Source organism: Bacteroidetes Order II. bacterium (genome assembly GCA_016788705.1).
Classification (GTDB): Bacteria; Bacteroidota; Rhodothermia; order Rhodothermales; family UBA2364; genus UBA2364.
Genome location: JAEUSQ010000030.1, coordinates 33,071 through 47,941 on the forward strand (window position 1 = coordinate 33,071; position 14,871 = coordinate 47,941).

Here is a 14,871-nt window from a genome sequence, read left to right on the forward strand (position 1 = left end):
AACCTTGTTTATCCTCAATCTTTCCGCCCTATGAAGCGTCTTATTCTCTTTTTTTTGGTCTTTATGAGTGCCTGCACGGGCCTCCGACCGGGCCTAAACAACGAGTCCAAAACCCCACAAAAACGGGTCATTGCCTCGATAGATTCGTTGTTCAATGATCCGGCGTTTGCCCACGCACATTGGGGTGTTTTGGTCAAATCGCTAAAAACAGGCGAGGTCTGGTACGAGCGAAATGCAGACAAGATGTTTATGCCTGCCTCCAACGAAAAAATAATTACGGGAGCCGTTTCTTTACAAACGTTAGGGCCAGACTTTCGGTATGTGACCACCATTGGGCATCGGGGAAGCATTACAAATGGCATCCTTAAGGGCGATTTGGTGGTCTTTGGGAGTGGCGACCCTTCTTTTAATTTCCGCTTTTGGGGCGATAATCGGGCGGTCTTGACAAAATGGGCCAAGGAATTAAAAGCAAGAGGCATACGCGCAATTTCTGGCGATCTGATTGGCGATGACAATGCCTTCGAAGATTACCCCTACGGTAGTGGATGGCCTTATGATGACTTTGAATATTATTATTCTGCCGAAATTGGGGCTTTTCAATTAAATGAAAACTATGTAGATCTGGAAATTACGCCTCCGCGCGTCGCTGGAGAAGCCATGAAGGTTCAGCCCAGTACACCCAGCAATTATTACACAGTAGAAAACAAGTTGAATGTTGTGCCCAATGGAACCTCTACGGTAACCGTTTCACGCGCTTTTGGCACCAACCACATGGTACTAAAAGGCCAAGTGGTACTTGGTGGTCGAACCATCTCCGACGCCGTTACCATTACCAATCCTACCTTGTTTTTCATGACGGTGCTAAAGGAAACCTTAGAGGCCGAAGGCATTAACGTCTCTGGTGTCGTGCGCGATTGTGACGACATTCCCGGCTATGCCCTTAAACCTACCGAGGTTACGGTTGTGCTAACGGAGCAATCCCCACCGTTCACCAAGTTACTCAGCGAAATGATGAAAGTAAGCCAAAACCTTTATGCCGAGACCTTTACCCATACCTTAGGATGGCACCGGACGGGCACGGGGAGTTTTGAGGCAGGTAAAACCATTGTTCAACAACAACTGGCGGATTGGGGTATTGCGGTAAATAGCTATGTGTATGCCGATGGAAGCGGCCTTTCGCGATACAACTACACCAACCCCCGAATATTGGTGACGGTCCTTTCGGCTATGCGTAATTCACCTCATTGGGTCGTTTTCCGCGATTCTATGCCCCTTGCCGGAGAAGATGGCACGCTCCGAAACCGCATGAAAACAGGCCCCGCTTTCAAAAATGTGCGCGCCAAAACAGGAACCATTGCGAATACCCGTGGGCTTTCTGGCTACCTAACCACCGCTGACGGCGAAGAGTTGGCGTTTTCGTTCCTTGTAAACGGTCATCTGCTTTCCTCCCGCGATACCGATCGCATCACCGATACCGCCGCTCAGATATTAGCCGGGCTAAAGCGATAAAAAATATCGTTGTATTCGTTCCACTGCAAGCCAGTCATTTGTAACCCTTTGGAGCTTGGGGCGTCTTGCAAGTGTTTATTTCTCTAAAAACCACTTAAACATGAACAAAATCCACATTTCGCTCTTCCTCATAGGGTTGTTGTGGGTCTTTACTCCCAAGACCCATGCCCAATATTGGGTTGATCCCGGTGATAACCGTTTGAATAATTCGCAATTCCGTCCGCTTTCCGACTGGCCAACCCCCACCGAGTACCGCACGGCCTCGGGGTCCCCTGGCCCAAAATACTGGCAACAACGGGTAGATTATAAAATTGAGGCCTCGTTAGACACCCTCAACCACCGGATTACAGGCAAGGAACGCATCACATACCGAAACAATTCGCCGGATGTGTTACGGTATATTTGGATGCAATTGGACCAAAACCTGATGTCTAAGGAGCATAGCCGTACCTATCAGACGGCGGGCGCATTGCCTCCGTCCATTCCACCTGCTGCAAGGCGTTTTCTGAATGTGGATCCATTTGACGGTGGTTTTAATATCACCCGTGTGCAAGTGGTGGATGCCGCAGGGAAACGTCAAAATATGGACTACCGTATTAACAATACCATTATGAAGGTACAGTTATTGCAGCCACTCCAGCCGGGTGGAACAGTTGTTTTTGAGGTAGATTGGAATCATATTGTCCCCGACGATGGACGCGGTGCCAAGGAGAAAACGAAATTCGGCTGGCACTATGTGAATGCACAATGGTATCCACGGGTCTCGGTATATGATGACGTTAATGGCTGGCAAACCGATCAATTTTTGGGACGGGGCGAGTTTTATCTGGAGTTTGGTAATTTCGATGTAAGCCTTACAGTACCTTGGAACGTAATTGTGGATGCCACTGGCGCTCTTCAAAACGCAGCCGAAACCTTGACTGCCGAACAACGAAACCGCTTGGCCCAGGCCTATCAGGTAACAGACTTGGTAAAGAACAGCCCTGTTTTTATTATCAAACCCGAAGAAGTGGGGAAACCATCTTCCCGACCCAAAACCTCCGGAACCATCACGTGGCGCTATAAGGCCGAAAACGTCCGAGATTTTGCATGGGTGGCCTCCCGTGTCTATGTCTGGGATGCTGCCGGATACCAATATAGCCCCACCGAAAAACCCATTGCCCTGCACTCGCTCTACCTAAAAGAATCCATGCCACTTTGGGATAAGGTCTCCACCCGTGCGATCTGGCAAACCATGGAAACCTATGGCGACATGTCGCTTAAATATCCATACCCGAAAGCCGTAAATGTGAACGGCCCTCCCACCGTTGGCGGAATGGAATACCCCATGCTGGCCTTTTGTGCTGGCCGTCCGAATGCCGAGGGCAAATTTAGCGAAGTACAAGAACGCGGCCTCATCTCGGTCACCATCCACGAAGTGGGGCATAACTGGTTTCCGATGATCATTGCCTCCGATGAACGAAAATGGACGTGGCAGGACGAAGGGGTCAATTCGTTTGTGCAATACTACGCCGAGCAAGCCTATGCGAAACGATTTGGTGGGACGCCTTTTGGCGAACAGTTCAAAACAGGCGTTTATCCCAGCCGTCGCGGGCCTGCCAAAAACATTGTGCCCTATATGCGCGATGCCGACCAAGTGCCGATTATGACGCACTCCGACCTGATCCACAAGGACTTTGGGAATAATGGCTATGCGAAACCTGCCACGGCTTTGGTGATGCTGCGCGATCACATCGTTGGCCCAAAAGCATTCGACGAGGCGTTCCGTGAGTATTCACAAAAATGGGCCTTTAAACATCCCATGCCGTGGGACTTTTTCCGTACCATCGAGGACGGCGCAGGTGAGGACCTTGCTTACTTCTGGCGCGGCTGGTTCTATACGACCCATGCAAACGATCAGGCCATTACCGACGTAAAATCACAAAAAGCAGCGGATTTGGTGGGCGATGACAAACGCGGTCAACATTACTGGCGCGTTACCATCGAGAACAAAGGCAAAATGGTTATGCCAGTACAGTTGGGGATTACCTATGACGACGGTTCTTCCGAAAAACTGAAAATCCCTGCCGATATTTGGCGGAACAATGAATTAAAGTTTGAAAAAGGCTTTTTCTCAAATAAAAATGTAGTAAAGGTGGTGTTAGATCCCGATGAGGTCTTTGCCGATGTGGATCGCGCCAATAACACTTGGGAGGCTCCCAAATTGGAACAGCCCAAAACACAGGAAAGTCCCTCCTCTGGCGGACAAAAAAATTAACGCCTTGTTATAGCCATCATGTCCTGAGAAGCTGTCTTGAATCCCATCGAGACAGCTTTTTTATGGGTGATGATGATTTATATAAACATTCCTCAATTTGTCTTTCAATCTACGCATCAGCAAATGACCAGTCATTATCCGCGTGAATAGGGAACTTACTTCCTTGAACCATCGTTATATGATTTGCGATGCACCGTTTATAACAAACCAAACCAATTTTCACGCGCCATTCTGCCCTTATTGCTACTATTTTAAGATATCTCCTAAATCGCATTGGCTCCACGCCGATCATAGTAGCAAACCATGAAGTGCTTTCGTTTTTTTCCCGTTTTTATATTCGCTTTTTTCCTCACATCCTGTGATGAAGCCTCTGGTCCGTATCCCCTCAGTAGGAGACCTCCAGTATTGTCCGATTTTCAGTATTCGCCACAAGCAGTGAATCTGGCCGGATTACCCGCTTCACAGATTGAGGGCGAAAATGTGCGTATTCCCCTTGTGCTACAAACCACTGTCACCGATGCCGATAACACAGGCATAGAGGCGGTTTCGTATGGAATTTATGCCCCGGGACAATCGGTTACGCCAATCCTAAAAGGGACGTTGACGGGCAATGCTGGTCAATATACAGCCACCGCTAACCTCTTGATCGCCAAAGGAGCTGTTGGTGTGTATAGCATCCGCGTGCAGGCCATAGACCGTGACGGCCTTGTCAGCAATATGGCTTTTGGCTCCTTTGCCTATGCCGCCGCCGGAAGTCCGCCCGTATTGGCCTCGATCGAGATGCCCGCCACCATTAAACGTCCTACCGCAGGACAGGCCACCAATAAGGTCGTGATTGTGGCCACCGTCTCGGATCCAGACGGCCTCTCGAATATCGAACGGGTGGTGCTAAGAACCCAAAGTGGTGCCGAACTCCCGCTCTTGGACGATGGACAAAAAACCGGACTCAGCGGCGACGAAACCGCTGGCGATGGCAAATTTACCCTCATCATTCAAGTAAATAGCAGCAATGCTCTTGGCATAAACACCTTCGACTTTCAGGCATTTGATCGGACTGGCTTGACGAGCAATGTGATTCGTAAGTCCATCGAGGTGATAAACTAAGTCCTGTACATTCTTTCTTAGCCGATTAATCCATCAAAATAATGCGCATAAAGATTTGTTTTTTAATGCTCTTGGGCATGTTTTCTTTAGGCATTTCCTATGCCCAAATTCCGACCGTTAGCGGTATTAGCCGTAATACGGTTTCAAACTTACACGGCGAAGGCGGTCGTTTGTGGGTTGGGTCACAATTGAACTTTACCGACGATAATGGAACTACTTGGAAATTGGCGCCAGTGGATTCTATCCAAAAAGGGCGTGGTAGCGTGTATTCCTTAGATGCCGAAGGACAAGTAATTTGGGTAGGTTTAGGATATTCGCAACGCCAGAAGACCACCGATAGTGTAGAACCCGTTTCGCAAGGTTTTGCCTTTAGTGAGGACGGGGGGCAAACATGGAAATTCCGCCTGCCAGCGCTGGATGCGCCGCAGGATTCATTGCTCACCTATGGTGTTTCGGTGATTAAGGCATTGCCCGTAACCACGCCCGTACAAAGCCCGCCCTACGACATAGACTACGATTCTGGGCGTGGATGGATATGGACTGCTGGATGGGCGGGTGGTATTCGCGTCTCCAAAGACAAAGGCATCACGTGGCAACGTGCCATTCTCCCGCCCGATACCCAAGCCGAGACAAACCCAAACGTGCCACAAAACTTCTATCTTACACCAGTCCCCAGAGGAAAAAGCCGTCCCGGAAACGAAAACCATAAAGGCTTCGCGGTTTTGGTGGATGAAATGGGAACCATCTGGGCAGGCACTTCGGGAGGGCTTAATCGCTCTATGGATGGCCTTGCATGGACAAAATCTGTGTATAACGGTGGTGCCAATGGCCTTGTTGGTAATTGGATTACATCCATAGAGGAGCAACCCACCACAGGCCGCAATCCGGTTTGGGTGGCCTGTTGGAGAGCCGAACAAAAAGAAAACTTTGGCGTGGTCGTTACACGAGATGGTGGCCAAACCTTTGAGCAAATGCTACATGGCGAAAAAATTTATGACTTTGCCTTTGAAGGCAATTCCATTTATGCCGCTGGCGATAACGGTTTGTTTATTTCTCATGACAATGGCCGCTCGTGGCTTTCTGTCAGAGACTTTCGAGATACCACCCAGCCCGACCGCTACATCCGGCCAAATGCCAAAATTTATGCTGTTTCCATCGTCAACGAAGCGCTTTGGGTGGGGATGCAAGACGGATTGCTACGGAGTTTAGACAAAGGCAAAACCTGGAAACTCTTCCGAACCGAAATCCCCGTCAATCCAGCAACCCCCGCCAACGAAATCCCCAAGGTAGAAACCTATGCTTATCCGAATCCCTTTTCGCCCTCAACCGATCAAGTTATTCGGATTCGGTACGACTTAATCAAGGCCGAATCTGTTACAATACGTATTTTTGATTTTGGGATGAACCTTGTCCGAACCCTTGTATCCGGGGAGGCCCGCAACCAAGGCAGCCGTGAAGAACTCTGGGATGGTCGTGACAACCGAGGTGTTCAGGTTGCAAACGGGCCATACTTCTACACGGTTTCTTCTGGCGAAGGCACTTCCCGAGGGAAAATTCTGGTACTGGAATAACCTCTATGCAGCAAGCAAGGATTTTGGTCATCATTCCGGCTTTTAACGAAGCCGAAAGCATTTCACAGGTCATCGGTGATATCCCTGATGGATTGGTGGACGAAGTGGTGGTGGTTAACAATGCTTCCACCGATGAAACCGAGAAAAATGCACGCGCCGCTGGAGCCACCGTGCTGACCGAAACGCGGCGTGGCTATGGCTATGCCTGTTTGGCTGGACTGGCCTATGCAGCCAAACAAAAGCCCGACATCATCGTTTTTTTGGACGGAGATTACAGCGATTTTCCCAACGAAATGGATCAACTTGTCGCCCCTATTTTAGCAGATAAAGCGGATTTGGTCATCGGCTCGCGCACCCTCGGAAAGCGCGAGAAAGGGGCTATGCTCCCTCAAGCCCTCTTTGGTAATTGGCTGGCTTGTTCTCTGATGAGGTTGTTATGGAAAGGAGAATTTACCGATTTGGGGCCGTTCCGAGCAATTAGATACCCCGCACTCCTGACCCTCCAGATGCAAGACAAAACCTATGGTTGGACGATCGAGATGCAAATCAAAGCCTTACAGCAAAAGTTCCGATGCGCCGAAATCCCCACTTCCTATCGAAAACGGATTGGGGTTTCTAAAATCACTGGAACCGTTTCGGGCACGATAAAGGCCAGTTATAAAATCTTATGGATGATTTTCCGGTATGCCATTGCTCCGTAGGAGTTTCATACCTAATTTATTAGGCGCACCGCGATGCCCTCATGTAAATCATTCATTTTAATCCATTCTGACCAATATAATGAAAAAACAGCTTTTCTTTTTGGCTTTTGTGGTCCTTCTGGGACTTTCTTCAGTTCAAGCCCAAAAAGTCTACGATCAGGTTTTTTATACGGGTAAAACCCAAAATATTACCCTTCTGCTCACATTTGCACATGGGTACATGGGCGCCAGTGAAATCAAGACAACAGATCAAAAAACCAAAAAAACGTCCAAGTTTCTACCTGCTTCTGATAGCCCTGATGCAACGGGCAATATCCGTTTTGACCATATCTCGGTTTCTGGAAAAAAAATGAACGATTATATAGTGGTAAACGGTTTAGATGATGCTGTTTCAGCAGTTCCCACTTCGGTAAACGGGTATTACTTCTTTAATGGGAAGCGGTATTCGTTTAAACTCCTGAAGCGCAAAAGTAACCTGGCCCTAAACCGTTCGTGGCTTTGTGGTTAAGACATGAGCATCTGCCAGGTGCGTGATCAGAGAAGGATATTTAGGTTCGTTTTAATGCACGAACAGATGAGAATTTTCTAAAACCGAGACGTCTTGGGCCTTACCTTAACGGTGGCAGATGAATTCTGCTCGCAAGGACGGGTCAAAATCCTTCATTCACCGTATTGTTCATGTTGCTATATGGAAGAAAAGTTCTCGCTTAAAGATCATCTGTTCAATCCCGACAAAGTGGCCCAGTTGGCCCAACAGCTTGCCCGTGTATTCCCCGGCTTTCAATCCGCCGATTTTATAGCTGATGTGGTGGCTTCTTTTCCTGTTTTGGAACTTAAGCAACGGATTGTACACATACGAACTTGTCTGCACACCTATTTACCAAGCGATTATCGTCAGGCCGTAGCCATTCTCTTGGAGGCCCTTCCAGCGCCTTTAGACGAGTGGAGGACAGACGATGATTTTGGCGACTTTATCCATGCTCCGTTTGGGGATTTTGTCGCACATTATGGATGTACCCAAGAACATCTGGCTTTTTCGATGGCTGCATTGCGTGAAATCACCAAACGTTTCTCTGCCGAAGATGCCATCCGTTATTTCATCAATGCCTTCCCCGAAGAAGCATTCTCCACCTTGCTCGAGTGGACGCAAGACCCGAACTATCACGTCCGCCGCTTGTGCAGCGAGGGCAGCCGCCCCAAACTGCCGTGGTCCCAAAAACTCATTTCATCCCCCGAAAAAGCCCTCCCAATCCTCGATCGCCTTTATACCGACCCAACCCGCTACGTCACCCGTAGTGTAGCCAATCATCTGAACGATCTCTCCAAAACCCACCCCGAAATCGTGCTCCAACGGCTTTCTGTATGGACCGAACAAGGCGGCCAGACAGCCACCGAGATGGCTTTTTTGCAAAAACATGCCTTGCGGACCTTGGTGAAAACGGGATTACCGGCCGCATTGGCATTATTGGGTTATGGAGACCATCGCGGGATCACACTAACGTCGGTGCAGCACAGCCTTGAGGTAAGAATGGGTGAAGCCCTGTGGTTTTCCTTTTGTCTGACAACAGAGGAAAGCAAAAACTTGGTGGTAGATTATGTTTTATACTTTCAAAGCAAATTAGGGCAGCGGGCCAACAAGAAAATCTTTAAGCTACGTACCATAAACCTGTCTGCTGGCGAAACCATTCATGTCGAAAAAAGACACCCACTCCGACGAAACATGACCACACGCCCGCTTTTCTCCGGTACGCACAAGGTGGAAATCCAAGTGAATGGGAACGTCTTGGCATATTTTTTCTTTGAACTAATCCCTTAAATACGCACCAACGTTCCCTGTTCATCGCCAAACCATTATCTGTTTCTGGCTCGATCCGTTAGGGTTGTAAGTAGCCCGTTGTGAAGCCTAAAGAACATGCAGAAAAGGCGATTTATAGCCAATAAGACCGAAAACGGCTAAACGAATTAACCCGATCTTTTGTATCTTACAAATGATTCTGCCCCAAAAAGCAGGGCGCACCCTCTTCAATAGACCATCACTCCCAATGATTCAAGCCTGTATCCCACAATTTGGAAGCCCCAAAGTATTTAGGATCGAAGAAGTACCCGATCCTATGCCCGGAAAAAGGGAAGTTCGGGTAGCTGTGCGGGCAAGTGGGGTGAACTTTGCAGACATTCTGGCCCGGAAAGGGTTATACCCCGATGCCCCCAAGCCATTACCCATTGTGGTAGGATACGAAGTCAGTGGTGTCGTGGATGCCATTGGGGAAGGGATATCAGACGATTTGTTGGGAAAAGAGGTGATTGCCCTCACCCGATTTCGGGGGAATGCAACCAAGGTGTGCGTACCAGAGTCCGCGATTTTTCCGAAGTCCAAGGAAATAGGATTTGAACAGGCTGCCGCCATTCCAGTTAATTACCTTACGGCCTGGCAATTGATGGTGGTTATGGGGAGTCTTTCTGCAGATGAAACCGTATTGATCCACAATGCCGGAGGGGGGGTGGGTATGGCAGCGATACAAATTGGCAAAAAAATAGGCGCAACAATGATTGGAACGGCAAGTCCGGCCAAACATGAACGCCTAAAAGCTATTGGATTGCACCATGCTGTGGATTATCGCAACGCCAATTGGCCCCAAGTAGTGAGTAGTCTTACAAATGGGAAAGGATTTGAACTAATTTTAGACCCGATTGGCGGTTCTTATTGGAAGAAAAACTACCAACTTCTAAGACCCACAGGACGTCTTGGTATGTTCGGTGTCTCAGAAGTCACAGCGTCTCGCTTGCCCGGAATGCTACGTTTTATCCCCGTTCTACTGAAAGCACCTTTATGGTCACCATTGTCTTTGCTGGAAAATAGGGGCGCTTTTGGGGTAAATATGGGTCATTTGTGGGGCGAACAAACCAAAGTAGCCGCGTGGGGCCATGCCCTGATGAAAGGCGTTGAAGAAGGTTGGTTGGCCCCTCATGTAGATCGCACCTTCCCATTAGCCGACATTGCCGAAGCGCATCAATACATCGAAGACCGAAAAAACTTTGGCAAAGTAGTCCTGACTTGTACCTAAATCGAGGTATAGTAACAGGAACAGACCTCCCAAGCTTGTATTCAGATGGAACCCTGAGTCGTTAGAATCTGGCTACAAATAGAAGAGGTATATACAACGGAAATGTCTCAATTCGCGACACCTCCACCTCCTCCTTGATAGGCCACACGCCAGTCGTTCCCCTGCTTTTTATAGATTGCGAAGTCGTAAGACTCGGCCATATTCCGCCGTGCGATCACCTCGAATACTCCGTCTCCATCCACATCCAATACATCGATCAGGTCTATCATCTGGGAGTCCTCGGTGGCAAATTCTCCACTACTGCCAAAAGCTGAAACGCGCATCACAAAGTTGCCTTGTACCTTTTCGGCGATGACAAAGAGCAGTTCTCGGCTAATGGTTGCTTCCCCTTCGACGGAAGAAGACCGATGTTCAATTATAAAATCACCGATAACGGTTTCCACACCTTTTCCATTCAGATCATACACCCGAATGGCTTGGGTTTGGATACTGTCCAATAGGGCCGGACTTACACCATTTTCGCTAAATGCCGATCTGGCTAAGGGTAAAATTGCCTGTTCTTCTTGCGATGTTAGTTTGCGCGTCTTTCGTCCCGGGGCATTAAACTGCTCCGAGTTTGCGGCAATGGCAAAGCGCTCGGCGTTTAACGCATTGGTAATGATTTTTACCGGATTTGCCAATCCAGCAGAATCACCACCTTCACCCTCGTTGTTGGCGGTTATTTGTACTTTTCCACTTAGGACCCCACCTATGTACAAACTAAACTTACCATTAGCCGGAAAAAAACGGCTTATGGCTTTGTTAAGTGCCTGATCAAATGCCTCTGTGGTGCTGTTTTCCGGTAAATTAGGGATAGGCTTTTCAAAGTTCCCCCCTTTAAGAACGACAATGGGTTCCATCAATGGCTCAGCAGCAAAGGTACTGTCGGCGCCAGTAGTAACCGCATAAAGCGTTACTGAACCATCGGTGGAAGGAGTAGATTCCGTTGGAGTACAGGCAGCGAAAAACATCATCGTCGCGCATGTTATCCAAGATGTGAACATATTTCGCAACATACTTGCTCAGAATATGTGGATGAAGGTAGAAATCTGGCCTATTCGCCAACGTCTCCCAACAACACAACCACGAGAAGCATACTGGTTTGAACAATGCCATTTCAGGATGCTCCATGTCAAAATTTGGTAATATTGGGATATAACATACAAAATATTGCCCCAAGTTGCCGCAAAAAAATCCAACATAGCTATAAAAAATATCTCAAGATCCGTATTGTGATAAATTAAGTAGGTAATAAATATTTTTTTCTGTGTAATGCGACACATACAGCCGATAGGGCAAACAACATAGAAGTATCATCATGGAGCATACGTTACATAGACTCAGGCGGACCATCAGGAACAAGATCATCAGGTCGCGAGGGCTCCCATCCCACACATTTTCGCCACCTCTCATAGGTTGCCAGACGTTCCGCGCGGTTTTTTGGGGGGATTTGGTGTTCAGCCTTGGCCCTTTCACGCATAAGGACTGTCTGCTCTTCAAGCGCACACAGTCCAATGGCGGCCCGCCGTTGGTTAACGGCCTCTAAGGTGTCATAGGGAGATGGTGACAGTTCTCCATGCTCATCCCAATCGAACTGGGTTCCATAAGGCTGGGGCCTCCCTTCAAAAACAGCAATCCGATCGGTGATATAGGCCAGTTTAACCGGACTTTCACGGCCTTCTTGTACCACTTGTGCCAACAAAGCAGCTCCTTTTCTCATTAATCTTGGATTGGCAATGGCGTGTTGGAGAATTAGCCAGGCAGCCTCGCTTGCATCCTCTCCCACTTTTTCGGAAGAGGGGTACCCGATTTGGTCTATGATTTCTTCTAAAACAGCACCATTACGGTTATGTAATGCCTCCATTTCTGTATGGTATCCCTGAAAAAGCACGCCTTCATTGAGCAATTTTTGCCGGAGGTTGTCATCTTCACGTTTTAGTTGTAAGAGTTTCTGCGTGTACATTTTTAACTATAAACACTATTTTTTAAAAAATTATTGATTTGGTTTCAATGACCATATTTTTCGGGTAAGCACATCGTCATTAGGAATACGTTTATAAAGGTCTTTTATTGACTTTTTTTGTTTATCTAATAGATATGAAATTTTTAAATGATATAACCTGTATAAACCTTTAGAAGGGTCAAGTTCTGGCGCATCCTTATGCCATAAGTGTAGGTTTTGATCAAAATCAAAATTTCCTCCCTTTCCGATGTAGTCGGCATAGCCTTCAGTGAGCCATGCGGGATATCTCCAACTCCCCCTACCTGTATATCTTGATTGCAAGATATGTGTCATTTCATGTGCAAAGTAATAGGAAAGGGGTCTGTCCTGAAATGAAAAGGGTTTATTAGCAGAATACCATTCATCCGGAGGAATTATTTTGTTCTCTCTAATATTACTTGTTCTTATGAAAATATCACGTGTAAAATTGTATTGTGCAATCCCTCCTGCTAAGGTATTTCCTTGTGTAAAAAAGCCTAACCTCCAAAGGTCGTTACAGATATAGATATCAAAATGGATTTCATTATTATATAATTCAGATCTTTTAATCCTGGTTAAAGCATCTTCAACGACTGCATAAATATTCTTGTCTATTTTACGGTCAGAATAAACCGAGACTTGTTTGTAAGTTACTGAATATGCAAAAATAAAACCTGGAAACATCAAAATAAACAAATAAGTTAATGTCAAACAAGACGTTAAATAGGTTAGCTTTTTTAAAAAGAGTATTGATTTATTTTTCATTACTTTATTGCGTTAGGTTACATTCCTTTCTGCATATCTTATCTGTTTTTGCAACGGAATAACAATTCATGGCGCCCCTTTCAGAGATGCAGCAATGCGCTCTGCTTCGGCTAAAACACGAAGGCTATTCCCACCCAAAATTTTTCGGACCTCCACTTCAGAAAACCCCGCTTTAAGGAGTTTATAAGTGATATAGGGCAGTTTTGTGACATCTTCGAGTCCATCCGGCATGGTAGCCCCGTCAAAGTCGGACCCTAAACCCACGTGATCCACTCCGGCAATGCGGGCGATATGGATAATGTGTGCAATTACATCATCTAAGTTGCCTGGTCGTAAACCCTTTTCGCGCTGCACCATCGAAATCACTTGCCACATCATGTAATAATTATTGTTATAGTCGTTTCGGAGCCGTTCATAGACCTCCTCCATCACGGCTTTGGTCATTTGGCGGTTCACCACACTTTCCATAAAGTTCACCATCACCACTCCCCCCCGTTGGCCCAAGGCCCGAATCATGTCGTCGGTCATGTTGCGTACATTCTCGGTCAGCGCCCGAGCAGAAGAATGCGAGGCAATCATGGGGGATTTGGAGACCGCAAGTGCATCCCAGAACGTAGAATCTGCCACATGCGAGAGGTCCACCAAAATACCGAGTCGGTTCATTTCCTGTACCAGATTTCGTCCGGCTTCATTGAGTCCACCCCATTTCGGTGGTGATTGTGAAGCGTCGGCAAAAGAGTTTGTATTTACATGGCTCAGGGTAATGTATCGAACACCTTCATTATGGAAGTGGCGAAGTACCTCGAAGTCGGCATTTGCGATGGCGTGCCCCCCTTCAATGCCCAATAGGATTGCCTTTTTACCTGTGCTTGTGACATTTCGGAGGTCAGCGGCAGAAGTAACGATACGTACAGAGTCTTCAAGCCCCTCTAATTGCCGCCGTAGATAAAAAATCTCTTCCTTCGCCCTGTTGATGGATTCTCGGCCCTCTGGATATTCCGATCCCACATAAATCGAGAAAAAAGCAGCATCCAACCCCCCTTCCACCATACGCGGTAAGTCCACATGCGGCGGTGTTTTATGACGCCTGCGAAATTGATAATTGGGATCCGATACCATCAGGGTGGGGACGTCTATGTGTCCGTCCATTACAAAGGCATCATAATGCAACCCAATCGCCCTTCGCCAAAGCGGGTCTTGGCGAATGAGTGTTGCTTGTTGTGAACGAGGCATGGTCGTTTTTCCGCCATCACGAAACGGTACATCGGGGTTATCCTGCACCAAGGGGACATTTCGTTTCGAACGCCAAGGAGTTTGTGCATGACACGCGGGCAGTGTCAACACCATAAGTAGAATAGATAAACGGAGCATGTTGAAACGGTCAATCATCGGCAGGTTGATCGGTGCGAGAGGTAAAGAACATCCGATCTAAACTATAAGCCCCCCCGCCTATACATAAAATCAATAAAAATCCCAAACCAGTTTCAATGGCATGGGCGGCTTCCATGAAGGGTTCTCCTTTTCCAAGGTGTGCCATTGCAGCCACCATCATGGTCATGACCACAAATGCGGCAGCAATCCGCGTTCCAAGCCCCACAGCCACCAGTATTCCTCCCAGAAATTCGGCAATTGCTCCCATAAACCCCCAGAAAACCGGAAAAAAGTAGATTCCAAAGTTTTCCATTGCGGCACCTAACGAGTTCCATTTTTCTATCCCGCCAGATATTTTGGGCCAACCATGGAGCATCATCATCATGCCCAGCGAAAAACGGGCGATGGCATAAACATAAGGCTTCATTTTTTTCATCTGGGGTATCATGTTTAGCTTTTGGGTGACGTTAGAAAAATTGTTTGGGTTTTACTCTTTACCATTTTGGATAAA

General features: G+C 47.4%; 13 protein-coding genes. 8 read left to right on the forward strand and 5 right to left on the reverse strand.

All coding sequences use genetic code 11. The features are described from left to right. Positions 1–30: 30 nt before the first annotated feature. From dacB to JNN12_07920, 8 genes are all read left to right on the forward strand, one after another. On the forward strand, positions 31–1,509 hold the full coding sequence (gene dacB / locus JNN12_07885; protein MBL7978248.1) for a D-alanyl-D-alanine carboxypeptidase/D-alanyl-D-alanine-endopeptidase: 1,479 nt from the start codon (positions 31–33) through the stop codon (positions 1,507–1,509). Between the two features lie 100 nt (positions 1,510–1,609). Beyond that, on the forward strand, positions 1,610–3,766 hold the full coding sequence (locus JNN12_07890; GenBank protein ID MBL7978249.1) for a M1 family metallopeptidase: 2,157 nt from the start codon (positions 1,610–1,612) through the stop codon (positions 3,764–3,766). Between the two features lie 303 nt (positions 3,767–4,069). Further along, positions 4,070–4,870 carry a hypothetical protein gene (locus JNN12_07895; protein ID MBL7978250.1) on the forward strand — a complete coding sequence of 267 codons (801 nt, stop codon included), beginning with the start codon at positions 4,070–4,072 and terminating at the stop codon, positions 4,868–4,870. Positions 4,871–4,911: 41 nt separating this feature from the next. Further along, a complete protein-coding gene (locus tag JNN12_07900) occupies positions 4,912–6,441 on the forward strand; it encodes a hypothetical protein (protein ID MBL7978251.1) in 1,530 nt (509 codons plus the stop codon). Between the two features lie 5 nt (positions 6,442–6,446). After that, the gene (locus JNN12_07905; GenBank protein ID MBL7978252.1) at positions 6,447–7,142 is read left to right on the forward strand and encodes a glycosyltransferase family 2 protein; all 696 of its coding nucleotides are present in this window, start codon (positions 6,447–6,449) and stop codon (positions 7,140–7,142) included. A 79-nt stretch (positions 7,143–7,221) separates the two neighbouring features. Continuing rightward, positions 7,222–7,650, forward strand: coding sequence for a hypothetical protein (locus JNN12_07910; protein ID MBL7978253.1), 429 nt, complete (start codon positions 7,222–7,224; stop codon positions 7,648–7,650). Between the two features lie 93 nt (positions 7,651–7,743). Then, on the forward strand, positions 7,744–8,958 hold the full coding sequence (locus JNN12_07915; GenBank protein MBL7978254.1) for a hypothetical protein: 1,215 nt from the start codon (positions 7,744–7,746) through the stop codon (positions 8,956–8,958). A gap of 226 nt (positions 8,959–9,184) precedes the next feature. Continuing rightward, positions 9,185–10,204 carry a zinc-binding dehydrogenase gene (locus tag JNN12_07920; GenBank protein MBL7978255.1) on the forward strand — a complete coding sequence of 340 codons (1,020 nt, stop codon included), beginning with the start codon at positions 9,185–9,187 and terminating at the stop codon, positions 10,202–10,204. Between the two features lie 107 nt (positions 10,205–10,311). Here JNN12_07920 and JNN12_07925 read toward each other — a convergent pair whose 3' ends face one another. The 5 genes from JNN12_07925 to JNN12_07945 form a co-directional block, all read right to left on the reverse strand. Then, on the reverse strand, positions 10,312–11,217 hold the full coding sequence (locus JNN12_07925; GenBank protein ID MBL7978256.1) for a hypothetical protein: 906 nt from the start codon (positions 11,215–11,217) through the stop codon (positions 10,312–10,314). 356 nt (positions 11,218–11,573) lie between these two features. Further along, positions 11,574–12,206 carry a hypothetical protein gene (locus JNN12_07930; protein MBL7978257.1) on the reverse strand — a complete coding sequence of 211 codons (633 nt, stop codon included), beginning with the start codon at positions 12,204–12,206 and terminating at the stop codon, positions 11,574–11,576. Positions 12,207–12,236: 30 nt separating this feature from the next. Further along, complete coding sequence (locus JNN12_07935; GenBank protein MBL7978258.1) at positions 12,237–12,989, reverse strand: hypothetical protein; 753 nt, start codon at positions 12,987–12,989, stop codon at positions 12,237–12,239. A gap of 66 nt (positions 12,990–13,055) precedes the next feature. After that, positions 13,056–14,378, reverse strand: coding sequence for a dipeptidase (locus JNN12_07940; GenBank protein MBL7978259.1), 1,323 nt, complete (start codon positions 14,376–14,378; stop codon positions 13,056–13,058). Continuing rightward, complete coding sequence (locus JNN12_07945) at positions 14,371–14,787, reverse strand: DoxX family protein (protein MBL7978260.1); 417 nt, start codon at positions 14,785–14,787, stop codon at positions 14,371–14,373. The genes JNN12_07940 and JNN12_07945 overlap by 8 nt, the downstream gene beginning before the upstream one ends. Positions 14,788–14,871: the final 84 nt, after the last annotated feature.

Bases quoted from the DNA above. Each gene is read 5' to 3' on its own strand.
- dacB (MBL7978248.1), top strand. From the start codon at position 31: ATGAAGCGTCTTATTCTCTTTTTTTTGGTCTTTATGAGTGCCTGCACG.
- JNN12_07890 (MBL7978249.1), top strand. From the start codon at position 1,610: ATGAACAAAATCCACATTTCGCTCTTCCTCATAGGGTTGTTGTGGGTC.
- JNN12_07895 (MBL7978250.1), top strand. From the start codon at position 4,070: ATGAAGTGCTTTCGTTTTTTTCCCGTTTTTATATTCGCTTTTTTCCTC.
- JNN12_07900 (MBL7978251.1), top strand. From the start codon at position 4,912: ATGCGCATAAAGATTTGTTTTTTAATGCTCTTGGGCATGTTTTCTTTA.
- JNN12_07905 (MBL7978252.1), top strand. From the start codon at position 6,447: ATGCAGCAAGCAAGGATTTTGGTCATCATTCCGGCTTTTAACGAAGCC.
- JNN12_07910 (MBL7978253.1), top strand. From the start codon at position 7,222: ATGAAAAAACAGCTTTTCTTTTTGGCTTTTGTGGTCCTTCTGGGACTT.
- JNN12_07920 (MBL7978255.1), top strand. From the start codon at position 9,185: ATGATTCAAGCCTGTATCCCACAATTTGGAAGCCCCAAAGTATTTAGG.
- JNN12_07925 (MBL7978256.1), bottom strand. From the start codon at position 11,217: ATGATGTTTTTCGCTGCCTGTACTCCAACGGAATCTACTCCTTCCACC.
- JNN12_07930 (MBL7978257.1), bottom strand. From the start codon at position 12,206: ATGTACACGCAGAAACTCTTACAACTAAAACGTGAAGATGACAACCTC.
- JNN12_07935 (MBL7978258.1), bottom strand. From the start codon at position 12,989: ATGAAAAATAAATCAATACTCTTTTTAAAAAAGCTAACCTATTTAACG.
- JNN12_07940 (MBL7978259.1), bottom strand. From the start codon at position 14,378: ATGATTGACCGTTTCAACATGCTCCGTTTATCTATTCTACTTATGGTG.
- JNN12_07945 (MBL7978260.1), bottom strand. From the start codon at position 14,787: ATGAAGCCTTATGTTTATGCCATCGCCCGTTTTTCGCTGGGCATGATG.